General features: G+C 44.6%; 20 protein-coding genes, 1 tRNA gene and 1 riboswitch. Of the genes, 7 read left to right on the top strand and 14 right to left on the bottom strand.

The window, feature by feature from the left end; genetic code table 11:
• The first annotated feature begins 32 nt into the window (after nt 1-32).
• Nucleotides 33-2,177, top strand: a complete 2,145-nt coding sequence (gene pta / locus R7040_RS13385) for a phosphate acetyltransferase (RefSeq protein ID WP_005380805.1) — start codon at nt 33-35, stop codon at nt 2,175-2,177.
• 340 nt (nt 2,178-2,517) lie between these two features.
• Nucleotides 2,518-2,940 (top strand): hypothetical protein, encoded by a 423-nt coding sequence (locus R7040_RS13380; protein ID WP_005380804.1) that lies wholly within the window; start codon nt 2,518-2,520, stop codon nt 2,938-2,940.
• 113 nt (nt 2,941-3,053) lie between these two features.
• Here the strand turns inward: R7040_RS13380 and R7040_RS13375 are convergent, their stop codons facing one another.
• From R7040_RS13375 to moaA, 11 genes are all read right to left on the bottom strand, one after another.
• Nucleotides 3,054-4,001 carry a glutathione S-transferase family protein gene (locus R7040_RS13375; protein WP_213896229.1) on the bottom strand — a complete coding sequence of 316 codons (948 nt, stop codon included), beginning with the start codon at nt 3,999-4,001 and terminating at the stop codon, nt 3,054-3,056.
• A 167-nt stretch (nt 4,002-4,168) separates the two neighbouring features.
• Nucleotides 4,169-5,182 carry a murein tripeptide/oligopeptide ABC transporter ATP binding protein OppF gene (oppF, locus tag R7040_RS13370; RefSeq protein WP_005387265.1) on the bottom strand — a complete coding sequence of 338 codons (1,014 nt, stop codon included), beginning with the start codon at nt 5,180-5,182 and terminating at the stop codon, nt 4,169-4,171.
• The gene (locus tag R7040_RS13365) at nt 5,161-6,132 is read right to left on the bottom strand and encodes an ABC transporter ATP-binding protein (RefSeq protein ID WP_005380792.1); all 972 of its coding nucleotides are present in this window, start codon (nt 6,130-6,132) and stop codon (nt 5,161-5,163) included. The genes oppF and R7040_RS13365 overlap by 22 nt, the downstream gene beginning before the upstream one ends.
• Nucleotides 6,133-6,159: 27 nt before the next feature.
• On the bottom strand, nt 6,160-7,062 hold the full coding sequence (gene oppC, locus R7040_RS13360; protein ID WP_017633861.1) for an oligopeptide ABC transporter permease OppC: 903 nt from the start codon (nt 7,060-7,062) through the stop codon (nt 6,160-6,162).
• A gap of 15 nt (nt 7,063-7,077) precedes the next feature.
• Nucleotides 7,078-7,998, bottom strand: coding sequence for an oligopeptide ABC transporter permease OppB (oppB, locus tag R7040_RS13355; protein WP_005380786.1), 921 nt, complete (start codon nt 7,996-7,998; stop codon nt 7,078-7,080).
• 128 nt (nt 7,999-8,126) lie between these two features.
• A complete protein-coding gene (locus R7040_RS13350; RefSeq protein ID WP_017633862.1) occupies nt 8,127-9,803 on the bottom strand; it encodes an ABC transporter substrate-binding protein in 1,677 nt (558 codons plus the stop codon).
• A 531-nt stretch (nt 9,804-10,334) separates the two neighbouring features.
• A complete protein-coding gene (gene moaE, locus R7040_RS13345) occupies nt 10,335-10,790 on the bottom strand; it encodes a molybdopterin synthase catalytic subunit MoaE (RefSeq protein ID WP_017821374.1) in 456 nt (151 codons plus the stop codon).
• A 1-nt stretch (nt 10,791) separates the two neighbouring features.
• Nucleotides 10,792-11,049: a molybdopterin synthase sulfur carrier subunit gene (gene moaD / locus R7040_RS13340; protein WP_017636051.1), complete on the bottom strand. Its 258-nt coding sequence runs from the start codon at nt 11,047-11,049 to the stop codon at nt 10,792-10,794.
• A complete protein-coding gene (gene moaC, locus R7040_RS13335; RefSeq protein WP_005380779.1) occupies nt 11,046-11,525 on the bottom strand; it encodes a cyclic pyranopterin monophosphate synthase MoaC in 480 nt (159 codons plus the stop codon). The genes moaD and moaC overlap by 4 nt, the downstream gene beginning before the upstream one ends.
• Nucleotides 11,526-11,551: 26 nt before the next feature.
• Complete coding sequence (gene moaB / locus R7040_RS13330; RefSeq protein ID WP_005388935.1) at nt 11,552-12,064, bottom strand: molybdenum cofactor biosynthesis protein B; 513 nt, start codon at nt 12,062-12,064, stop codon at nt 11,552-11,554.
• A gap of 101 nt (nt 12,065-12,165) precedes the next feature.
• Nucleotides 12,166-13,155, bottom strand: coding sequence for a GTP 3',8-cyclase MoaA (moaA, locus tag R7040_RS13325; RefSeq protein WP_064354189.1), 990 nt, complete (start codon nt 13,153-13,155; stop codon nt 12,166-12,168).
• A riboswitch (molybdenum cofactor riboswitch) is annotated at nt 13,144-13,278 on the bottom strand. It overlaps the preceding gene by 12 nt.
• Nucleotides 13,279-13,453: 175 nt before the next feature.
• Here moaA and R7040_RS13320 point away from each other — a divergent pair.
• Nucleotides 13,454-14,350 carry a YvcK family protein gene (locus tag R7040_RS13320; protein ID WP_005388931.1) on the top strand — a complete coding sequence of 299 codons (897 nt, stop codon included), beginning with the start codon at nt 13,454-13,456 and terminating at the stop codon, nt 14,348-14,350.
• Between the two features lie 137 nt (nt 14,351-14,487).
• Here R7040_RS13320 and luxU read toward each other — a convergent pair whose 3' ends face one another.
• From luxU to uvrB, 3 genes are all read right to left on the bottom strand, one after another.
• The gene (gene luxU, locus R7040_RS13315) at nt 14,488-14,832 is read right to left on the bottom strand and encodes a quorum-sensing phosphorelay protein LuxU (RefSeq protein ID WP_017636054.1); all 345 of its coding nucleotides are present in this window, start codon (nt 14,830-14,832) and stop codon (nt 14,488-14,490) included.
• Complete coding sequence (gene luxO, locus R7040_RS13310) at nt 14,829-16,235, bottom strand: quorum-sensing sigma-54 dependent transcriptional regulator LuxO (RefSeq protein WP_005380768.1); 1,407 nt, start codon at nt 16,233-16,235, stop codon at nt 14,829-14,831. Before luxO ends, luxU begins: the two co-directional genes overlap by 4 nt.
• A gap of 291 nt (nt 16,236-16,526) precedes the next feature.
• The gene (gene uvrB, locus R7040_RS13305; RefSeq protein ID WP_054574801.1) at nt 16,527-18,557 is read right to left on the bottom strand and encodes an excinuclease ABC subunit UvrB; all 2,031 of its coding nucleotides are present in this window, start codon (nt 18,555-18,557) and stop codon (nt 16,527-16,529) included.
• A 559-nt stretch (nt 18,558-19,116) separates the two neighbouring features.
• Between uvrB and R7040_RS13300 the strand changes: the two genes are divergently transcribed.
• From R7040_RS13300 to rsxB, 4 genes are all read left to right on the top strand, one after another.
• Nucleotides 19,117-19,192: transfer RNA gene (locus R7040_RS13300), tRNA-Asn, on the top strand.
• Nucleotides 19,193-19,542: 350 nt separating this feature from the next.
• Nucleotides 19,543-21,840 (top strand): formate C-acetyltransferase, encoded by a 2,298-nt coding sequence (gene pflB / locus R7040_RS13295; RefSeq protein ID WP_318081395.1) that lies wholly within the window; start codon nt 19,543-19,545, stop codon nt 21,838-21,840.
• Between the two features lie 305 nt (nt 21,841-22,145).
• A complete protein-coding gene (gene rsxA, locus R7040_RS13290; protein WP_042523119.1) occupies nt 22,146-22,724 on the top strand; it encodes an electron transport complex subunit RsxA in 579 nt (192 codons plus the stop codon).
• 3 nt (nt 22,725-22,727) lie between these two features.
• The gene (rsxB, locus tag R7040_RS13285; protein WP_005380760.1) at nt 22,728-23,324 is read left to right on the top strand and encodes an electron transport complex subunit RsxB; all 597 of its coding nucleotides are present in this window, start codon (nt 22,728-22,730) and stop codon (nt 23,322-23,324) included.
• The last annotated feature ends 7 nt before the right edge of the window (nt 23,325-23,331 follow it).

The following is a 23,331-nucleotide window of genomic DNA, read 5'->3' as shown; positions in this document are numbered from 1 at the left end:
TTATCCCCCAAATAGCTAAAGGTACTCTACGAATGTCTCGTACTATTATGCTTATCCCTACTAGCGCAGGCGTTGGCCTAACAAGCGTTAGCATGGGTGTTCTTCGCGCTATGGAGCGTAAAGGCGTTAAAGTTTCTTTCTACAAGCCAATCTGTCAGCCACGTTCAGGTGGTGATCAGCCAGATCTGACTTCAACTATCGTTGGTCGTAACAGCGATATGAAGATCGGTGAACCAATGGCGATGTCTGTTGCTGAAAGCCTAATCGGTAACGACAACATGGACGAGCTGCTAGAAACCGTTGTTGAACGTTACAACCAAATCAACAAAGACGCAGACGTTACGCTAATCGAAGGTCTTGTACCTACTCGTAAGCACCCATTTGCAAACCAAGTAAACGCGGAAATCGCGGCAACACTTGGCGCAGAAATCGTGCTAGTTGCGACTCCAGGTACTGATAACCCTGCGCAACTGAAAGAGCGTATCGAAGTAGCATGTTCTAACTTCGGCGGCACTAAAAACAAAAACATCTCAGGTGTTATCATCAACAAGCTAAACGCTCCTGTTGACGAAGCTGGCCGTACTCGCCCTGACCTATCTGAAATCTTTGACGATGCAGACAGCGCGAAACAAAACGAATTGAAAGTGATGGAAATTTTTAACACTTCTCCAATTCGTGTACTAGGTTGTGTGCCATGGAGCATTGATCTGATTGCGACTCGTGCAATCGACATGGCTAAGCACCTGAAAGCAGATATCATCAACGAAGGTGACATCAACACTCGTCGCATCAAGAGCATCACTTTCTGTGCACGTTCTCTGCCAAACATGATTGAGCACTTCAAACCGGGCTCTCTACTTGTTACTTCTGCAGACCGTCCTGATGTTATCGTTGCTGCTTCTCTTGCTGCAATGAACGGTGTGGATATTGGTGCAGTACTGCTAACTGGCGGTTACGATATCCCTAGCGAAATCGAAGGCCTATGTAAACCAGCATTCGACACTGGTCTACCTATCTTCAAAGCACAAGGTAACACTTGGCAAACGTCTCTAAACCTACAGAGCTTCAGCATCGAAGTACCTGCAGACGATAAAGAGCGTATCGAGTTCATCAACGAACACGTTGCTGGCCACATCGACGGTAACTGGATCGAGTCTATGACTGAAGGCACTCAGAAGTCTCGTCGTCTAAGCCCACCAGCGTTCCGTTACCAGCTAACTGAACTTGCTCGTAAAGCAGGTAAGCGTATCGTTCTTCCAGAAGGTGACGAACCACGCACAGTTAAAGCAGCGGCAATCTGTGCTGAACGCGGCATTGCAGACTGTGTACTTCTAGGTAACCCAGATGAAATCCGTCGCGTAGCGGCTCAACAAGGCGTTGAGCTAGGTACTGGTGTAACCATCATTGATGCAGATGCTGTTCGTGAAAACTACGTTGCTCGCCTAGTTGAGTTGCGCGGTGCGAAAGGCATGACTGAAGTTGTGGCTCGTGAGAAGCTACAAGATTCAGTATTCCTAGGCACAATGATGCTTGAGAACGACGAAGTTGACGGCCTAGTTTCTGGTGCTGTTCACACTACGGCGAACACTATCGTTCCTCCGTTCCAAATCATCAAGACGGCACCAAATGCGTCTATCGTATCTTCAGTATTCTTCATGCTTCTGCCTGATCAAGTACTGGTTTACGGTGACTGTGCAATCAACCCAGATCCAACTGCTGAACAGCTTGCTGAAATCGCTATCCAATCTGCTGACTCCGCAGCAGCATTCGGTATCGAACCACGCGTTGCAATGATCTCTTACTCTACTGGTGAATCTGGTAAGGGTGCAGATGTTGATAAAGTACGTGAAGCAACAAAACTGGCTCAAGAGAAACGTCCTGATCTTATCATTGACGGTCCTCTACAGTACGACGCTGCTATTATGGAAAACGTTGCTGCTTCTAAAGCACCAAACTCTCCAGTTGCAGGTAAAGCGACAGTATTTGTATTCCCAGACCTAAACACGGGTAACACAACTTACAAAGCGGTACAACGTTCAGCTGACCTAGTATCTATCGGTCCAATGCTGCAAGGTATGCGTAAGCCTGTAAACGACTTGTCTCGTGGCGCGCTAGTAGACGACATCGTGTACACCATCGCTCTAACAGCTATCCAAGCAGACCAAGAAGCTAAATAATCGCTTCTGACATCTAGTTGGATATAGATACAAAGCCCTCGATTCGTCGAGGGCTTTTTCTATTGCTGGCCAGAACACTTATTTGTTTTTTATACCAATCACTGCACAACCTATAATTACTGGTGCACAAAGCTTTCTCCCTATCGCCCCCATACCTAATCGACATTGCTCGTGCTTGTTCTTACACCGATTGACCCACTCCCAAAAATGCATTGGCTCCAAAGCAGCACGGTCCCTGTTCAATTTATCGACATTATTTACGTTTTAGCTAAACTTTTTTGCTAGGAAATACGTAAAAGCTACTGCAATGCACAAACTCATTGACTGCTAAGGAATATATATGAAGGATTTCATCAATACATCACTGATAAAGTTTGGTTTAGCTGCGTTTCTGATTAGTTTTTCTTCATTCAGCTTTTCCGCCCCGAGTATTAAAGGCGTCGATCAAGATATGTCCGGAGGAACGGTGACCGCTGAAATGGCTCATGCTGATGACAATGGGTGGATGGTTGTCCACCGAACAGACGAATCAATGAAGCCTGGTCCTGTTATCGGCTACGCTCCGTTAAAAATGGGAAAGAATGAAAACGTAAATGCAATTTTGATGGAACCAGTAGAATCAGGCGATATGCTGATGTTAATGGTCCACGGAGAGAAAGGTGGCATGAAGACTGGTGTGTTTGAGTATACGCTCGGCGCTAAAGAGGACGGTCCTGTAAAAGTGGACGGAAAGCTAGTGATGGACATCGTACGCGCTAAGTAAGGTGACGATGAATGAAAAAGTAAACTCCTACTCCCGGTATTTAGATGACACAAAAGTACTTAACGGCATTGCTAACCGTTAAGTACTTTTTCATTTGCGATGGAAGCAGCAAACTAGCCAATCCTTTCTCTTCCATGAGGAGTATTTAGGTCTAAATCAGGCCCTTTTGGTACAACTTGCGTCGGATTAATCCCAGTGTGGCTGAAGTAGTAGTGGCGTTTAATGTGATAGAAATCCGTCGTGTCTTCGACGCCTTCAACTTGATATAACTCTTTTAAGTAGCCTTGTATATTTTCGTAGTCTGCGATGCGCTGCTTGTTACACTTGAAATGCCCCACATACACCGCATCAAAACGAATAAGAGTCGTAAACAAACGCCAATCAGCCTCAGTAATTGTGTTCCCTGCTAAGTAACGATGCGTCGCTAAGTGAGCATCGATTTTATCTAACGCATTAAACAAAGAATCAAACGCTTCTTCATACGCCTCTTGTGTAGTCGCGAAGCCACAACGATACACTCCGTTGTTGACATTCGGATAAACAAAATCGTTCCACTCATCAATAACGTGTTTTAGATGATCTGGATAGTAGTCGTCGTGATTCCCTGTTAACGCATTGAATTCCGAATTGAACATGCGAATGATCTCTGACGACTCGTTTGACACAATAGTATTGGTCTTTTTATCCCAAAGTACAGGCACGGTTACGCGGCCCGTGTAATCGGGTTTGGCCTGCGTGTAAATTTGATACATGCGCATGTGACCAAACAATGGCTCAGGAAGCCCCATTTGCCAACCTTGGCTGAGCATATCAGGGCAAACGACCGTGACATCAATATGTGGTTCTAAACCTTTCAGCTTGCGGAAAATGAGGGTTCGATGTGCCCACGGACAAGCAAGAGAGACATACAAATGGTATCGACCGGACTCTGGTGTAAACTCCGCATCAGGGTCGTTTTTAACCCAGTTACGGAATCCGGCATCTTCGCGCACAAATTTGCCACCATTTGATTTTGTGTCATACCAGACATCTTGCCAAACACCTTCAACCAACTTACCCATGATTGCTCTCCTCTCGTTCTGTTTGTGTCTATATTAGCGTTTCCTATCAAACAGAGAATCATCGAACTTAGGACATCATGTTCAAGAAATTCGAATGTATAAATCAGACACATAAAAAAAGCGCGACCCGATGAAGGTGTCGCGCTTAAGCCCGTCACAGGCTGAATTTATACACTAACGTGTAAACAAGATACCGCGTGAACGTCATTACCTAAAATGGTTGGCTTTGTCTTCGCACACTCTTCGGTTGCTTGTGGGCAACGAGTGCGGAATACACAACCCGACGGTGGGTTGATAGGTGAAGGAAGATCACCCTCTAGCATTTGGATTTTCTTATTGCGCTCAATATCCGGGTCCGGGATCGGAACCGCAGACATCAGCGCACGCGTATATGGGTGCTTAGGATCAGCAAACAGAGCCTCGGCCTCGCCAAGTTCCACGGCATTACCTAAATACATAACTAAAACGCGATCTGAAATGTGTTTAACGACAGACAAGTCATGCGCAATGAATACCAGAGAAAGCCCTAACTCTTTTTGAATCTCTTTAAGTAGGTTAACCACCTGAGCTTGAATAGATACATCAAGCGCCGATACTGGCTCGTCACAAATGATCATCTTAGGCTTAAGGATAAGCGCACGCGCTATCCCGATACGCTGACACTGACCACCCGAGAACTCGTGTGGGTAACGGTTAATCACGTTAGGTAATAGGCCAACTTTCGCCATCATCTCTTTAACGCGATCTTTCACTTCCTGCTTAGACAGTTCTGGATAGAATGTCTCAAGAGGTTCAGCAATGATATCACCAACAGTCATACGCGGATTCAGCGATGCCAATGGGTCTTGGAAAATCATCTGAATTTCTTTACGCGTCTCACGGCGCTGAACGCTTTTCATTTTAGTAAGGTCTTGACCCAACCAAACTACTTGGCCGTCAGTAGCTTCAACCAGACCAATGATGGCACGAGCAAACGTCGATTTACCACAACCTGATTCACCTACTACACCAAGCGTTTCCCCTTCGTATAGTCGAACGTTCACGCCATCTACCGCTTTCAGGCTCGAAGGCTTTGACCACGGCCATGCCGACTTTGAGGCAATGCTGAAGTGAACTTTCAGCTCAGAAATGTCCAGAATTAGTTTTTTGTCTACTGCGTTCATTTGTTCCAAGCCTCCCATTCAGAAAAACATGCACGCTGACGACCATCACCAAATGGTGTCAGAATTGGCGCCTCGCGCTTACAACGATCCATCACACGGTGACAGCGCTCTTGATAAGGGCAGCCCGGCGGTAGACGAAGCAAGTTTGGTGGATTACCAGGAATGGTCGGCAGAATTTCACCCTCAGTATCGAGGCGAGGAATCGCCTTCAGCAGCCCCTCCGCATAAGGATGGCTTGGATTGTAGAAAATTTCGTTTACGTTGCCGTACTCCATGGTACGGCCTGCATACATCACCAGCACCTTGTCACACGAACCTGCAACCACACCAAGGTCGTGAGTGATCATGATGATCGCTGTGTTGAACTCAGATTTCAGCTCATTCAACAAGTCCATGATCTGTGCTTGTACCGTCACATCAAGTGCTGTTGTTGGCTCATCGGCTATAAGCAGTTTAGGACGACATAACAACGCCATCGCGATCATTACACGCTGACGCATACCGCCTGAAAACTCATGCGGGTACATCGTGATACGCTTACGCGCTTCAGGGATTTTTACCGCTTCCAGCATGCGTACTGATTCTTCAAATGCTTCCGCTTTGCCCATGCCTTTGTGCAGCATAAGCACTTCCATCAACTGATCACTGACTTTCATGTAAGGGTTCAGTGATGTCATTGGGTCTTGGAAGATCATTGCGATCTGTTCCGCACGCACTTTGTTCAGTTCTTTTTCTGGTAAGTTTAGGATTTCTTTGCCTTCAAACTTTGCGCTACCAGAAATAATACCATTCTTAGCCAAAAGGCCCATGATTGCGAATACGGTTTGAGATTTACCTGATCCCGACTCTCCAACGATACCTAAGGTTTCGCCTTGGTTGAGAGAGAAGTTCAAATCGTTTACTGCGGTTACGATACCATCTTGCGTGGTGAATTCGACGCGCAGATCTTTGACATCTAATAAGCTCATCATTGCTTCCTTAATCTTATCTTTTAATTATCTGTCTTTTGGATCCAGCGCATCGCGCAGGCCGTCACCAACGTAGTTGAAGCAGAATAGCGTCACAACCATGAACACTGCTGGGAATGCCAGCTGCCAGATTGCTACTTCCATTGTCTGTGCACCTTCTTGTAGAAGAGCGCCCCAACTTGTCATTGGTTCCTGGACACCAAGACCAAGGAATGATAGGAATGATTCCGTTAGAATCATACTTGGGATAAGCAGCGTAGAGTATACCGCTACAATACCCAGTACGTTCGGTACGATATGACGAGTAATGATTTTCCAGTTGCTTACACCACACACATGTGCCGCTTCGATAAACTCCTTGCTACGTAGACTAAGAGTCTGGCCACGTACGATACGCGCCATATCTAGCCATGCGATAGCACCAATCGCAACGAAGATCAGCATGATGTTACGACCGAAGAATGTTACCAGTACAATCACCAGGAACATAAACGGTACCGCGTATAAAATTTCTAGAATACGCATCATTACGCGGTCAACTTTACCGCCGATGAAACCAGATGCTGCGCCGTAGAGCGTACCAATCAGTACCGCTACAAATGCACCCATAACACCTACCATCAACGAAATACGACCTCCAATTAGCGTACGCACGTATAAATCACGGCCTAAGCTGTCAGTACCAAACCAATGGTCAGCATTCGGTGCAACGTGCATCGCGTACCAGTCAGTATCATCAAATGTGTACGGTGCGATCATTGGCAGGATAATAACCGCCAACGTCATTAGAACAAGAAGGAATAAGCTCACCATCGCCGCTTTGTTGCGCATGAAACGGATACGAGCATCTTGCCAAAGACTGCGACCTTCAATCTCCAAGTTTTCGGAGAATTTCTCAATCGCTTCTAGGTTTTCTTTTTTCGTTAACATAACCAAACGTCCCTGTTAGTAGCGAATTTTCGGGTCAATCATTGCAAGTAAAATATCTACAATCGCGTTGAATAGAATGAATAGGAAACCAATCAGAATGGTTACCCCCATTACTAGCGAGTAGTCACGGTTAAACGCAGCGTTAACGAATAGTTTACCAATACCAGGCAGACCAAAAATGGTTTCGATAACAACGGAACCGGTGATGATACCTACGAAAGCTGGGCCCATGTAAGAAACAACAGGGAGAAGTGCCGGCTTAAGAGCGTGTTTGATAATGATATAACGGTAACTTAGACCTTTAGCACGTGCCGTACGAATAAAGTTACTGTTTAGGGTTTCAATCATCGAACCACGCGTGATACGAGCAAAGGTAGCAACATACAGTAGCGACATACCAATAACAGGAAGCACTAAATACTGCCAGCTACCATCTTGCCAACCGCCCGCAGGGAAGATATTCCAATGAAGCGAGAATATGTAGATAAGCGCAGGCGCTAATACAAAGGATGGCATTACGACACCAAGCATCGCAGTCGACATAATGGTGTAATCAATCCAAGTATTTTGCTTGAGCGCAGCAATGGTACCGACGGTAACCCCCATTATCAAAGTAAAGATAAAGGCGATGAAGCCCACTTTAGCCGAAACAGGTAAGGCAACCGCGATCAGCTCGTTTACTGAGTAATCAAGGTATTTAAATGACGGTCCGAAATCACCTTGGATAACATTGGTCAAATACGTGGTGTATTGTTCAAATACAGGTTTATCCAAGCCATATTTAGCTTCGATGTTTGCCATTACTTCGGGTGGCAATGGACGCTCTGTCGAGAAAGGGTTTCCCGGTGCAAAGCGCATAAGAAAGAAAGATACGGTGATCAAAACCAACATTGTTGGGATCGCCTCAAATATCCTTTTTGCGATGAATTTAAGCATAAACTCACTCTTTCAGTCTGTGACAGTTAAATTAAAGAAGTCGTCCAATTCTTTTGGACTAAAGATAGGCGCTACATGCAATTTCTCACATGTAGGGCCTCATTTTTATAGTTCTATCGAGTTACGAATTACTCTGTGATGTAGAGATCTTTAGAGTAAATCTTGTCTTCCGCGTTATTTACTGGGAAGCCACCAACTTTCGGTGATAGTAGACGTGATTTCACGTACTGGTAGATAGGTGCGATTGGCATATCTTTTGCCATCAACTTCTCTGCTTCTAGGTAAAGTGCTTGGCGCTCTTCGTCAGAAGTTGAAGCAAATGCTTTGTTCATGATCGCATCGTACTCTTTGCTGTCGTAGTGAATACCACCAGTAGTGTTATTACTCATCATCAGCGTTAGGAAAGATGAAGCTTCGTTGTAGTCGCCACACCAACCTGCACGAGCAACCTCAAAGTTGCCAGAATCTTTGGTAGATAGGTAAGTTTTCCACTCTTGGTTTTCTAGCGTAACGTCTAGACCAAGTGTCTTCTTCCACATTGAACCCAGTGCAACCGCAAGTTTCTTGTGGTTCTCTGATGTATTGTATAGAAGGTTAAATTCAAGAGGGTTGTCTGCGCCGTAACCCGCTTCTTCCAATAGACGCGCAGCTTCTGCGTTACGCTCTTCTTGCGTCATTTTGCCGTATGCAGGAATTTCTGGGTTGAAACCTGCCGTAATTTCAGGTGTTAGGAAGTAAGCTGGCTTTTGACCTTGACCTAAAATCGCATCGGTCACAATGTTACGGTCAATCGCATAAGAAATCGCTTTACGCACACGAACATCATCAAACGGCTTTTTCTTCGTATTGAAGATGTAGTAGTAAGTACATAAGTTACCGGTTACAGACACTTCTTGTGGGTGCTCTTTCTTCAGACGCTTGAAGTGCTCTGTAGGCAGCTCGTTCGTGAAGTCGATTTCACCCGCTAGGAAGCGGTTCATTTCCGCTACTTGGTTCTCGATTGGTAGGAAAGTAACTTGGTCAAGCGTCGTGTTTTCGTTGTCCCAGTACTGTTCGTTACGTTTTAGAACCAAACGCTCGTTTACAACCCAGTTGTCAACAACATAAGCACCGTTACCTACAAAGTTCTCTGGCTTCGTCCATTGATCGCCGAACTTTTCAACAGTTGCTTGATGAACAGGTTTCACTGTCGTGTGGCCCATCATCATTACAAAATATGGTACTGCAGTATCTAACTCAACCACTAACGTGTGATCGTCAACCGCTTTAACACCTAACTCGCTCTTATCTTTTTTACCCGCAACAATGTCTTTTGCGTTCTTCATCTTGGTGTATTCCATGTACCAAGCATATGGAGAGGCGGTTGCTGGATCGACTGCGCGTTGGAAGCTGTAAACGAAATCACCTGCAGTGACAGGATCACCGTTTGACCATTTTGCGTCTTCACGTAAGTGGAAAGTGTATGTTTTGTTGTCTTCAGTTTCCCAAGATTCTGCAACACCAGGGATAGTGTTACCGTCCGCATCTTGGTTTACAAGGCCTTCAAGAAGATCGCGAATCACGTGGGATTCTGGAACACCTTGAGATTTATGAGGGTCTATTGTCGCAACTTCTGTACCGTTACCACGCACCAATTCTTGAACAGCAGCAAGTTTTGGCTCTTTAGAATCAGATTTAGCTTCAGGGGCTGGAGCCGGAGCAGGCTCAGCAGCTTGTTTCTCCGCAGGCTTTTCACCACAACCAGCTAGAGCGAGAGAAAGACCAGCACCAATAAATAAAGCGCGCGTGATTTTATTCTTATACATGCGTAAAACTCCAAATTTTTTCGTTAGCATCCATGACTTCTTTGTAAGGGCCTGGAACGGTCAGAGTTTTAGATTTTTTTAGTGCACTTTCTGAGCACAAAAGTCTAAAACCTTACAAAGACTGCGGCACACATTAGCAATCATTGAAGTAATTTGCCATAAAAATGTAGCAAAAAAACCAATAATGCTGACTAAACCACACATATATAGCAGTAAACTCTAACCCCAAAGCATTCACCAGCCAAATAAAGACCAGAAGCGACATTTAACAGGCGAAACTTTCGATTAATCTGAGTTTAAACTATTTACTAGCATCTTATGCTAGATATTTACACATCATTTAACATTTATGACAAATCAAGTCTAACAAATAATTGTTTATATATTGGGCAAAAAACTTTTATTGTGAAGAATATCACCAGACAAAAGATAGGAAATATCGAAACAAAGTGAGCAATACAATGAAGATAAATACAAAAAAAGCTAAGTGCCATTAGCACTTAGCTTTTTTCACTAGAATGCGGGTTAGTTCTATTTTTCCCAACGCTGTGCAGCTTGATGATCGGTGTCGCGCGACTCAACCCAACGATCTTCATTCGTCGTACGCTCTTTTTTCCAAAATGGTGCTTGGGTTTTCAGATAATCCATGATGAACTCGCACGCATCAAATGCCGCGCCGCGGTGCGCACTGGAAACGCCCACAAATACAATTTGATCACCGCTATCCATGTCTCCGACACGATGAATCACGCGTACACCTAATAGTGGCCAGCGAGACTCAGCTTGATCGCAAATGTCGCTCAAGCTCTTCTCTGTCATCCCCGGATAGTGCTCTAGATGTAAACCAATGACATTATCCCCAAGGTTCATATCTCGAACTTTACCAACGAATGTAACGACAGCGCCGGCAGCCGTCCCTTCAGATAGACGTTGATATTCTTGCTCAACCGAAAAATCTTCAATTTGTACAGAAACACGAGAATCCATCTTAACCCCCAGTTACCGGCGGGAAAAACGCAACTTCGTCACCTGCTTTTACTTGTGTATCCAAAGGGACGATGGATTGGTTCACTGCAGCAAGTAGCTTTCCTGGCTCGAGCGCTAAATCCCACTTGCCATCTTTCTCAGTGCCTTCTTCCACTAGATGTGCACGAATTGATTCAACCGTCTCAAACGGCCCGTCTAACTCGACACTGTCGATGCCAATCAGTTCGCGAGTTTGAGCAAAGAAAAGTACTTTAATCATGATTCCACCTTAAAGTGACCAGATTTACCACCCGTTTTCTCTAATAGACGAACTTGACCAATAACCATGTCTTTTTGTACTGCTTTACACATATCGTAAATCGTTAGAGCAGCAACGGAAGCTGCCGTGAGCGCTTCCATTTCCACGCCAGTTTTACCCGCAAGTTTACATACTGATTCGATGCGAACTTTGTTTTCTGCTTCGATAGCTTCCAGTTGAACTTCAACTTTAGAGAGTAGTAGCGGATGACAAAGTGGAATCAAATCCCAGGTTTTCTTCGCAGCTTGAATACCAGCAATACGAGCCGTCGCAAATACATCACCTTTATGGTGCTGGCCAGAGACAATCAGTTGAAGTGTTTCTGGGGCCATGTGAACAAATGCTTCAGCACGAGCTTCACGAACCGTCTCCGTTTTTGCTGACACGTCAACCATGTTTGCTTCGCCAGAAGCATTGATATGTGTAAATTGGGTCATTGTTTTTCCTTCGCTTTTAGGAAAGGTTATACAGATAGGTGTGGCATGAAGTTACAAGGGCGATGACTTGCATCCAACTGCTGTTTAATAATTTTTGTCCAGCCTGTGCGGCACGCACCAGTTGAACCTGGCATTGCGAAGATCACGGTGTGGTTAGCAAAACCAGCAATCGCACGAGACTGAATCGTAGACGTACCGATCTCTTCGTACGACACCATACGGAACAACTCACCAAAACCTTCAACTTCTTTATCAAATAGAGGCTTAAGTGCTTCTGGCGTGCTATCACGTGAGGTGAAACCTGTACCGCCAGTAATCATGATCGCTTGTACGCTTTCATCAGCAATCCATTGAGAAACAATCGCGCGGATCTTGTACATGTCATCAATAACAATTTGCTTGTCTACTACGTTGTGACCCGCTTCTTGAGCATGCTCAGCTAGGTAACGACCAGAGGTATCGTTTTCTTCAGTACGAGTGTCAGATACCGTTAGAACGGCAATATTTGCAGGTTGGAATTTGCTTTCAGCGTGACCCATTTGTTCACCTATTCTCTTAATTAGCTTTGATACGCTTGGTATCGATTCGGAAAAAGTTAGAGCCAGCTTATCAGTGAGCTCGCTCTAAAAATTGAATGAAGTTAGCCGCCGATAGACGCGAGGTGTGGCGTCATACCAGTATTGCCATCATGCAAGAAATGGCTTACCGACTTGGTTTGTAACTGCGCCTGGATACGTTCAATAAGCTCACTCTCTTGCTCATCACGTTCCAAAAGATCACGCATTTCTACACCGTGGTCTCCAAACAGACATAGGTGCAGCTTACCCATCGCAGAAACGCGCAGTCGGTTGCAGCTTTCACAAAAGTCTTTTTCATAAGGCATGATAAGACCTATTTCACCCTTGTAATCAGGATGAACAAATACTTGCGCAGGACCATCATTATGCGAGCGCACTTTCAGCAACCAACCATTTGCAATTAGCTGGTTACGAATTGCCACTCCGGATACATGGTGCTTATTAAATAGCTCATCCATCTCACCCGTTTGCATCAACTCAATGAAACGCAGTTGGATTGGACGATCTTTTATCCAGTTAAGAAACGCTGGCAGCTCGTGATGGTTCAGATCTTTCATCAACACCACATTAACTTTTACTTGCTCATAACCGACCTCGAACGCACGTTCGATACCATTCATGACTTCAGTAAACTTATTTTCACCTGTGATTTGATGAAACATACGCGGGTCAAGGCTATCCACACTGACATTAATGTGGGTTAAACCCGCTTCACGCCAATCTGCGACTTGTTTTGCCATACGATAGCCATTGGTTGTCGTTGCAACTTTTTGAATGCCAGGCGTCGCCGCTACTGAATGGATAATGTCGGTAAAATCTTTGCGTAAGCTAGGCTCACCACCAGTGATGCGCACTTTTGACGTGCCACAATCAGCGAATGCTTTTACGACCCGTTTGATTTCAGGGAGAGATAAAAAAGACGAGTTTTTATTGCCCGAAGGCTTATAGCCATCAGGAAGGCAATAGGTACATTTGAAATTACATACGTCGGTCACAGACAGACGCAAGTAATAAAACTTACGATGAAATTTGTCTTCGAATTGTTGCGCCACGGAACACCTTTCCAAACACGGGAGGCATGGCCATTTCCAATCATGCCCTTGTGACAGTATGCCACTGGCTCAAAACGCTTATCCAAGGACTTAGCAATAGTGAGCTCGGAGTTATGGCAACCAGAGATATGAAATCTCTGATAGCTTTGCGGTGTAAAATACTTAATATTTGTAATGGAATCCAGACTTGAGTGATAAAAAACTCTCTAGAGACACAATTTACCGCTAAGTGAGTACCTTTAAGACACTCCTTAAGATAAATTGTAGCCGTTTTTTATTAGATTATTAGAAGAACATAATGAATATCTACACAGATAAAAAAGTGGTCGCTGTTGGCGGTGGTCATGGCTTAGGTCGAATGCTGGCCGCATTACGAGATTTTGGCAGCAATGCAACTGGGATTGTTGCCACGACTGACAATGGTGGTTCAACAGGAAGAATTCGTCACTGCCAAGGAGGAATCGCTTGGGGAGACACACGTAACTGTATTAATCAGCTCATTACAGAGCCTTCGATCAGTTCTATGATGTTTGAATATCGCTTCAAAGGCACTGGCGAACTTGATGGTCATAATCTTGGTAATTTGATGCTTACTGCACTCGATAACTTATCGGTCAGACCTTTAGATGCCATTAATCTGATTCGCAATATGTTAAAAGTCGACGTTAACATCCTTCCTATGTCCGAACACCCTTCGGATCTTTCCGCGTTATCCGTAGATGGGAAGTGGGTTACGGGAGAAACAAATGTCGACGAAATGAAAGCAGACTTGCGACGTTTGGATCTTTCACCAGAAGTGCCTGCTACCAAAGAAGCCATCACAGCTTTGGCGGAAGCGGACGCGATTATTCTTGGCCCTGGCAGTTTTTTAACTAGTATCATGCCTCCTTTATTGCTGCCTGAACTCGGCAAAGCGATTGCAGCAAACACAAAAGCAAAAGTCATTTTTGTTGCTAACCTGAGTCCAGAATACGGCCCAGCGGGACGAATGACGATGGCTCAAAAATTAGAATGGTGTGAACGTGCCTGTCAAGGAAGAAAAATAGACGTGGTTCTAGCAGAGAAAACCGAGCAAGACGTCTTAAGTCAATGGAATGTAGTGACGGAGTCACTCGCCTCCTCTAACCGAGACTGGCGTCACGATAGAAACAAGCTCAAACTAGCGATTGAAAATCAGCTACAACTTTCTATTTAAGAGCACGTTACCTGGCTAGCGCCCTCTTTTAAGGTGTTTATTGATAATGAAAACCCTTCTGTCATCGAAGGGTTTTAGTTCAGGCATCCAGTAAAAACAGATGTTTACTAAGAAAAAATGGTTAATAGAAAAAATAGCTACTGTCGCCAAGAGCGATAAGCATCTCGAGTTTCGTGCAAAAGATCGAACATAGCCTCTAACTCCTCAGACTCCGCAGTCAACTCACCGGCTTTCGCTTTTTTGTCTATGGACATAGCCAGTTCACAAAGGCGATCTGCCCCAAAGCTCGCAGCACTACTTTTCAACGCGTGGCTGATTTCTTTTGAGTAAGCTAATCGCTCTGCCCCCTGCAGTTGGGATAAGTTCTCGATATAGGTATCCATTTCTCCTAGGAAGATATCGAACAGTACAGGTACGTTGTCACTGCCAATTTCCATCGACAGTTCATCTATTTTTTGCTGATTTAATACATTTACACTCATACTTTTTGCCGCTCTTCCTTGCCGTTCCATGCCTGTAACTTGCGGTAAATCGTCGACGGACTGACATCAAGATATCCCGCCGCTCGAGGAATATTGCCATCACATGCTTCAATCGCTTGCTCGATTGCCATTTTTTCCGTCATCCATAATGGCATAATCTCAGATGCGGTCATCGCTTTCGGCTCAATTAATTTAGCCACAGACGACGGACGGTCAAGCGGTTGATTCAACGGTGGCGGTAACATGTCCAACGTAATCTCTTTACCGTTGTTTAGAACAACGATGTTGCGTAGCACGTTTTGTAACTGACGAACGTTACCCGGCCACTCATAGCTGTTGAATCGCTCGATGACATCAGGCGCAAAACGTATGAAGCTTTTTCCTTCTTCGTGTGACATGTAACCTAGCAGTGAGTATGCAATTTCAATAACATCTTCGCCTCGTTCGCGTAAAGGCGGTAAATGCAAAGGAATGACATACAAACGATAGTACAAATCTTCACGGAATCGACCTTCTTGTACCTCTTTCCAGGGATCACGGTTAGTGGCACACACAAAGCGCACATCCACGCTCTTCATTTTTGAGGAACCCACTTTTTGGAATGTGCCCGTTTGAATAAATCGTAGCAACTTGGTTTGTAAATCCAAGTCCATCTCACAAAGCTCATCTAGAAAAAGTGTGCCGCCATCCGCTAACTCAGCTGCCCCTTGACGATCATTCGCAGCGCCAGTAAAGGCCCCTTTTACGTGACCAAACAGTTCACTCTCAATCAAATCTTTTGGAATTGCAGCACAGTTAATTGCAATAAAAGGTTTGTCACCACGTTTACTTGCTGCGTGAATAGCCTCAGCACATACCTCTTTACCAGTACCACTTTCACCTGTGATAAAAATACTCGCTTTACTGCTCGCCGCTGAATCTATCGTACGGTAAACCTGCTGCATGGTTTGGCTACTGCCGATAAACCCCTGATAGCTCTGATTGCCTGGATTATCGGCTTCATTTTTTAGCTTGGTCGCTTTACGAATTGCATTGTTAACCGTGACACGTAAACGGTCTGCTTCACACGGTTTAATTAGAAAGTCTTGTGAGCCATGACGCATGGCCTCGACCGCGGTATCGATAGAACCATGCGCTGTCATAAAGATTATAGGTACGTCGGGATGACTCTTTTTAACGGCATGTAAAACGTCCATCCCCGTCATATCTGGCAGACGGAGATCGAGTAAAATAAGATCTGGAATTCGATGATTTAGGCTCTCAATGGCATCCCTACCTGTGCCGACAATATTGATATCTATGCCAAGCGGTGTCAGGTATGAGCGGTACAGAGCCGCAACAGATGCGGTGTCCTCGACCATTAAAAGGTAACGAGACTTTGGGCCTTCGGGTTTTTGTTGCATAACCTAGCTATTATTTTGTTGTGTTTTAAACAATAATCGCATTACGCTTTGCATTTTGCAAATAACATTAGCTAAATTATGGGCAAAGGAAAAAATTCAAAAATAATATCAATTATTTAAAAAGTGGCACAAACCATGCTGTAACGATAGTGACCCCTCGGGTCACCTAGCCAACTGACGTTGTTAGTGAACGATATGTTCACAAAACAAGCCAATAGACCCGACTGCCTATTGGCTTCTTTTTTTTACAAGCGACCTAAAATGCTTGGATAGTTAAATCGGTAAGTTTGTTCAACTATTTGCGATGAACTGCGCTCGTAGTTTTTCAATCTCGTCACGCTTTTGTGCCGCTAACTCAAATTCTAAATCTTGCGCATGCTGATACATCGCTGCCTCCAGTCGACTGATTTCTTTTTCTAGCTGCTGAGGGGACAGTGCCTCGTAAGTTTGCGAAGTCTCCGCCACTTTCGATAATGGTACCTGTTTAGTGTTACGCTGGCGTTTAGACTTAGTGATATCGCCAAGTTCCATGATGTCTTTGATATTTCGTTTGAGCGCTTGTGGCGAAATACCCATTTCTTCGTTGTACGCTTCCTGCTTCTCGCGACGACGGTTAGTTTCATCCATCGCCTTTTTCATTGAGTTGGTGATTCGGTCAGCGTATAAAATCGCCTTACCTTCGATGTTTCGTGCAGCACGACCAATGGTCTGAATGAGTGAGCGTTCAGACCGCAAGAAGCCCTCTTTATCCGCATCCAAAATTGCAACTAACGAGACCTCTGGCATATCCAGGCCCTCTCTCAATAAGTTTATTCCCACCAGCACGTCAAATTCCCCAAGACGAAGGTCACGGATAATTTCCACACGCTCAACAGTATCAATGTCTGAGTGTAAATAACGTACCTTAACATCATGTTCGTGAAGGTATTCGGTGAGATCTTCAGCCATTCGTTTGGTCAGTGTTGTAACCAGAACTCGCTCATCTTTAGCAGCGCGAATACGGATCTCAGACAATAGGTCGTCGACTTGGGTCGCTACTGGGCGAACCTCCAACTCAGGGTCAAGCAAGCCTGTAGGACGAACGACTTGATCCGCTACATCACCCGCCGATTTTTCTAGTTCGTAATTTCCAGGAGTAGCAGAGACGAAAATCGTTTGTGGCGCTAGTGCTTCAAACTCCTCAAACTTCAGTGGACGATTATCCAAAGCTGAAGGTAACCGGAAACCAAACTCCACCAGCGTTTCTTTACGCGAACGGTCGCCTTTATACATGGCACCTATCTGCGGTACTGTCACGTGAGATTCATCGATGATCAACAAGCCATCATGAGGTAAGTAGTCAAACAGGGTTGGTGGCGGCTCACCTTCCGAGCGTCCACTGAGATAACGAGAATAGTTTTCGATACCGGAGCAAAAGCCCAACTCATTCATCATTTCGATATCGAATTGAGTGCGCTGGCTAATTCGCTGCTCTTCCAGTAGCTTGTTGTTAGCTAGAAGCTGCTTTTTGCGCACTTCTAGTTCGACTTTAATATTTTCAATCGCTTCAAGAATGCGATCTCTTGGCGTCACATAGTGCGTCTTGGGATAGATGGTATAGCGCGGCAAGTCTCGTTGTTTGACCACGCCTGTCAATGGGTCGAACACACTGATGCAATCCACCTCATCGTCAAACATCTCAACGCGTACAGCGTCTTGGTCTGATTCAGCAGGGAATATATCAATCACCTCGCCACGGACACGGAACTGCCCTCGCTCAAAAGCAACATCATTGCGCGAGTATTGGAGCTCCGCTAGGCGACGAAGCATATCACGCTGATCAATCACATCTCCACGTCGCAAATGAAGCATCATTTGTAAGTAGGATTCCGGATCACCCAAACCATAGATAGCTGAAACCGAAGCAACGATAATAGCGTCTTTCCGTTCCAATAAAGCTTTAGTGGCAGACAGTCGCATTTGCTCAATGTGGGCGTTAACCGAAGCGTCCTTTTCAATGAAAGTATCTGTTGTGGGAACGTATGCTTCAGGTTGGTAGTAATCATAGTAAGAAACAAAATACTCAACCGCATTATTAGGAAAGAATGACTTCATCTCACCATATAACTGAGCAGCAAGCGTTTTGTTTGGCGCAAGTAATATTGCAGGTCGTTGGGCTTGAGCAATCACATTCGCTAGTGTGAAGGTTTTACCTGAGCCTGTGACCCCCAACAATGTTTGATGTGCTAGCCCAGCATCGAGCCCCTCAAGCAACTGATTGATCGCTCCTGGTTGATCGCCCGACGGCTGATAATCGGAGACCAATTCATAGACTTTACTCATACCCTTCCTCAATTTTACTGCGCTAAGGCTGTATATATATACACCTTAGCTAATGAAATCTACGTCTATCGAGAATTTAACCATCATTGTTAATAAATTTTCTTGTTTGTCTAGAATGCTATAGCCATACAAAAGTGACTCTGATATACTACTTCGCCCTAGTTGAAGAGCCACACACATTCTTCACATTATAGTTTCCACAACTTTTCCCCAAAAATTAGCTTAAAACTTTCTTATCCCCAAAAGATTGATTTTTATCCACTTTGAATACCTTTTGATTAACATCGATAAATCTCTGTTTTATTTGCTTATTTTACGCATAACTCCGACTAAAAATTCATTAAATAAAAACTTAGTTGCATATCAATTTTCTTTACCCAGATCTCATCAACATACTTATCCACAAATTTAGTGGATAACTAACCTCGAGCCTTTACTGGCAAGCCATACAGAAAAGTAAAGCCCTTAAATCAATATTTTTTGCTAAAAATGTATTTTTTTACTGTTGACAGTAGTTTGAGTGCTCGGTAAGATTCTTCCCGCTTTCAAGCAAAGCAATTCCTCCTTAGCTCAGTTGGTAGAGCGACGGACTGTTAATCCGCAGGTCGCTGGTTCGAGCCCAGCAGGAGGAGCCAGATTATAGAAAAGCCGTGTCGCAAGACACGGCTTTTTTGTATCTTAATCACCATGAAATCTAAGCCAATCTAGGCGCCATAAAATCACACCGAAATAAGTTCAAATTACAGAACTCATAACATTGTCATAGATAGTGTTCTCACAGCACCACACATTTAATTCTGTCTCTTTTCTAGCAAAACACAATCGTAAATATTTGAATCTATTATTAATGCAATTTAATCATTAAAAAAATGAAAAGCATTCATTTTAATCATAATAAATAAATCCATACGATTAAAAGGGTTAAGAATGGTTCCGTCCTACTCGTCGCCTCCATTCTAATTATCAATAACTTAGGGATTTACTTATGACTATTCCGACAACTGACATGCTAGATGCATGGGCTGGATTTACTGCTGGTGAATGGCAAAACTCTGTCAACACTCGTGACTTCATCCAAAAAAACTATACACCCTATGAGGGAGACGAGACTTTCTTAGCTGAAGTTAGCGAATCCACTTCAGCATTATGGAACCAAGTGCTTGAAGGCATAAAACAAGAAAGCCGCACACACGCCCCTATTGATTTTGACACAGACTTGCCCTCAACAATCACTTCCCACGATGCAGGCTACATCAACAAAGATCTGGAAAAGATCGTTGGCTTACAAACTGATCAACCGCTAAAACGTGCAATCATCGCCAATGGCGGGATTCGCATGGTCAAAAACTCTTGCGAAGTTTATGGCCGCGAGCTGGATCCAACGGTTGAAAAAATCTTCACTGAATACCGTAAAACTCACAACAAAGCGTGTTTCGACCTTTACACCAAAGAAATCCTAGCGTGTCGTAAATCCGGCATCATTACGGGTCTTCCTGATGCCTATGGCCGTGGTCGTATTATTGGTGACTATCGCCGTCTCGCCCTATACGGTATCGACTTCTTAAAAGCAGACAAAAAAGAACAATACAATTCAACACAAACGTTCTTAGAACAAGGCAACGATCTTGAGAAAACACTTCGTCTTCGCGAAGAAATAGCCGATCAAGTTCAAGCACTTGAAGACATTCGTCAAATGGGTCTGAAATACGGTATTGATATGTCGCTACCTGCAAAAACAGCACAAGAAGCGATCCAATTTACCTACTTTGGCTACCTAGCGGCGGTTAAATCGCAAAACGGCGCAGCAATGTCACTGGGCCGTACTTCGACTTTCCTAGACGTCTATCTAGAACGCGATATCGCAAACGGTTTGATTGATGAATCACAAGCGCAAGAAATGATTGACCACTTCATCATGAAGCTACGCATGGTTCGCTTCCTACGCACACCAGAATACGATTCATTGTTCTCTGGCGACCCAATCTGGGCAACCGAAGCCATGGCTGGTATGGGCGTTGATGGCCGTACGCTAGTATCTAAAACGACATTCCGGTACTTACATACACTACATACTATGGGCCCTGCTCCTGAGCCAAACATGACGATTCTTTGGTCAGAGCAATTACCTGAAGCGTTCAAGCAATACGCTGCAAAAGTGTCGATTGATACCTCTTCGGTTCAATACGAAAACGACGATCTAATGCGCCCTGATTTCAACAATGACGACTACGCGATTGCCTGTTGTGTGAGCCCGCAGGTTGTTGGTCAGCACATGCAATTCTTTGGTGCACGTGCCAACCTTGCAAAAGCACTGCTTTACACCATCAATGGTGGTATCGATGAAAAATCGAAAGCGCAAGTGGGTCCGGTAGTGGACAAAGTTCAAGATGAAATTCTCGACTTTGACGCTTTGATGCCTCGTTTCGACAATATGTTGGAGTGGCTAGCAACGCAATACGTCACAGCGTTGAACATCATCCATTACTCACATGACCGTTACAGCTACGAAGCGTCACTGATGGCATTGATGGATCGCGACGTGCACCGCACCATGGCGTGTGGTATTGCAGGTCTGTCTGTTGTCGCTGACTCTTTGGCGGCAATTAAATACGCGACCGTGAAACCTGTTCGTGATGAAGATGGCATCGCCGTTGATTTTGAAATCGAAGGTGATTATCCAAAATTTGGTAACAATGATGCCCGTGTTGATGACATCTCTTGTGATCTGGTTGAGCGCTTCATGAAGAAAATTCAGAAGATGCACACCTACCGCGAAGCAGTGCCAACTCAATCGATCCTAACGATCACATCTAACGTGGTTTACGGCAAAAAAACGGGTAATACACCAGATGGCCGTCGCGCAGGTATGCCTTTTGGGCCGGGTGCAAACCCAATGCACGGTCGTGATGAAAAAGGGGCGGTTGCGTCTTTGGCATCGGTATCTAAACTGCCGTTTGCTTACGCGAAAGATGGTATTTCTTACACCTTCTCAATTGTGCCTAACGCACTGGGTAAAGATGAATTAAGTCAGAAGAAAAACCTAGCCGCGCTAATGGATGGTTACTTCCATCACGAAGCAAGCAACGAGGGCATTGCGATTGAAGGTGGTCAACACCTTAACGTCAACGTTCTGGACCGAGAGATGTTATTGGATGCGGTTGAACATCCAGAGAAATACCCTCAGTTGACGATTCGAGTGTCTGGTTATGCGGTACGTTTTAACTCTCTAACGACAGAGCAACAGCAAGACGTCATCACTCGTACCTTCACAAGTAAGATATAAACACAGTCCATCAAGCACTCAGAAAGTTTAAATAATTAGCTTGTAAATATGCGTTGCCCGCCTCTCTTTTCTACCTGGAAGAGGCGGGCTTTTTTTAAAATCACACATTAGATGAAAATTAATAGGTAGTATCCTCTCGCTAACAATACATTCAGCAAACGATTCAATTTCTTATTGATTCATCAAAATAGATCAAATAGACGACTATTTTTCCATCGTGTATGTAAAACCACATCGTTCACTGGTTGTTATTGGTGTCACAAAACACGATAATATCAAGATCGGATTTTAAGAACGTAATAACTATGACCGAATATATTTTGTTGTTGGTCGGCACTGTGCTGGTGAACAACTTTGTACTGGTGAAGTTTTTGGGCCTATGTCCTTTCATGGGCGTGTCCAAAAAACTGGAAACAGCAATAGGTATGGGCTTAGCGACAACTTTTGTGCTAACGCTCGCGTCAGTGTGTGCGTATTTAGTGGAAAGCTACATCCTTCGTCCACTGGGTATTGAGTACCTTCGAACCATGAGTTTTATTTTGGTGATAGCCGTTGTGGTGCAGTTCACCGAAATGGTTGTGCACAAAACCAGCCCGACGCTTTATCGCTTGCTTGGCATTTTCTTACCGCTGATCACAACAAACTGCGCAGTATTGGGCGTGGCACTTCTTAACATTAATGAAAACCATAACTTTATTGAATCGATCATCTACGGCTTCGGCGCCGCTGTTGGTTTCTCATTGGTGTTGATACTTTTTGCATCCATGCGAGAGCGCATAGCCGCCGCCGACGTTCCTGTACCTTTTAAAGGTGCATCAATAGCAATGATTACAGCAGGTTTAATGTCACTCGCCTTTATGGGCTTTACAGGTTTGGTGAAGTAAGCGATGAGTACGATTTTAATTGCGATTATCGCGTTAGCGGTTCTGGCTGCGATTTTCGGCGCGATACTTGGTTTTGCTTCTATTCGCTTTAAAGTTGAAGCGGACCCTATTGTGGATCAAATCGACGCCATTTTACCGCAAACTCAATGCGGTCAATGTGGCTACCCTGGTTGCCGTCCTTATGCTGAAGCAATTGCAAATGGCGACCACATCAACAAATGTCCCCCTGGAGGCCAGGCAACAATCGAAAAGCTCGCCGACTTAATGGGTGTTGAGCCAGAAGAATCTGCGCACGATCTCGACAGCAAAATTCCAACCGTTGCGTTTATTCATGAAGACATGTGTATTGGCTGCACTAAGTGTATTCAGGCGTGTCCGGTGGATGCAATTGTAGGCGGAACAAAGGCGGTCCATACCGTAATCAAAGACGAATGTACGGGCTGTGACTTGTGTGTTGCCCCATGTCCGACTGATTGTATTGAAATGATTCCTGTGGCAACGACCACAGAAAGCTGGAAGTGGCAACTTCACTCCATTCCAGTACTTAACATTACGGATGCTGCCGACAATGCAGCGAACGTGAAAGATTCAATTAAGTAAGGTTTCA

This window comes from Vibrio sp. 1069 (genome assembly GCF_033340555.1).
This window is presented reverse-complemented; position numbering and strand designations above follow the sequence as displayed.

Excerpts from the sequence above, each read along its gene's own strand:
- R7040_RS13320 (WP_005388931.1), top strand. The coding sequence starts at position 13,454 with ATGAATATCTACACAGATAAAAAAGTGGTCGCTGTTGGCGGTGGTCAT.
- rsxB (WP_005380760.1), top strand. The coding sequence starts at position 22,728 with ATGAGTACGATTTTAATTGCGATTATCGCGTTAGCGGTTCTGGCTGCG.
- oppF (WP_005387265.1), bottom strand. The coding sequence starts at position 5,182 with ATGGGAGGCTTGGAACAAATGAACGCAGTAGACAAAAAACTAATTCTG.
- R7040_RS13365 (WP_005380792.1), bottom strand. The coding sequence starts at position 6,132 with ATGAGCTTATTAGATGTCAAAGATCTGCGCGTCGAATTCACCACGCAA.
- pflB (WP_318081395.1), top strand. The coding sequence starts at position 19,543 with ATGACTATTCCGACAACTGACATGCTAGATGCATGGGCTGGATTTACT.
- R7040_RS13380 (WP_005380804.1), top strand. The coding sequence starts at position 2,518 with ATGAAGGATTTCATCAATACATCACTGATAAAGTTTGGTTTAGCTGCG.
- oppC (WP_017633861.1), bottom strand. The coding sequence starts at position 7,062 with ATGTTAACGAAAAAAGAAAACCTAGAAGCGATTGAGAAATTCTCCGAA.
- moaB (WP_005388935.1), bottom strand. The coding sequence starts at position 12,064 with ATGGGTCACGCTGAAAGCAAATTCCAACCTGCAAATATTGCCGTTCTA.
- moaD (WP_017636051.1), bottom strand. The coding sequence starts at position 11,049 with ATGATTAAAGTACTTTTCTTTGCTCAAACTCGCGAACTGATTGGCATC.
- luxU (WP_017636054.1), bottom strand. The coding sequence starts at position 14,832 with ATGAGTGTAAATGTATTAAATCAGCAAAAAATAGATGAACTGTCGATG.
- oppB (WP_005380786.1), bottom strand. The coding sequence starts at position 7,998 with ATGCTTAAATTCATCGCAAAAAGGATATTTGAGGCGATCCCAACAATG.
- pta (WP_005380805.1), top strand. The coding sequence starts at position 33 with ATGTCTCGTACTATTATGCTTATCCCTACTAGCGCAGGCGTTGGCCTA.
- moaE (WP_017821374.1), bottom strand. The coding sequence starts at position 10,790 with ATGGATTCTCGTGTTTCTGTACAAATTGAAGATTTTTCGGTTGAGCAA.
- uvrB (WP_054574801.1), bottom strand. The coding sequence starts at position 18,557 with ATGAGTAAAGTCTATGAATTGGTCTCCGATTATCAGCCGTCGGGCGAT.
- R7040_RS13350 (WP_017633862.1), bottom strand. The coding sequence starts at position 9,803 with ATGTATAAGAATAAAATCACGCGCGCTTTATTTATTGGTGCTGGTCTT.
- luxO (WP_005380768.1), bottom strand. The coding sequence starts at position 16,235 with ATGCAACAAAAACCCGAAGGCCCAAAGTCTCGTTACCTTTTAATGGTC.
- rsxA (WP_042523119.1), top strand. The coding sequence starts at position 22,146 with ATGACCGAATATATTTTGTTGTTGGTCGGCACTGTGCTGGTGAACAAC.
- R7040_RS13375 (WP_213896229.1), bottom strand. The coding sequence starts at position 4,001 with ATGGGTAAGTTGGTTGAAGGTGTTTGGCAAGATGTCTGGTATGACACA.
- moaC (WP_005380779.1), bottom strand. The coding sequence starts at position 11,525 with ATGACCCAATTTACACATATCAATGCTTCTGGCGAAGCAAACATGGTT.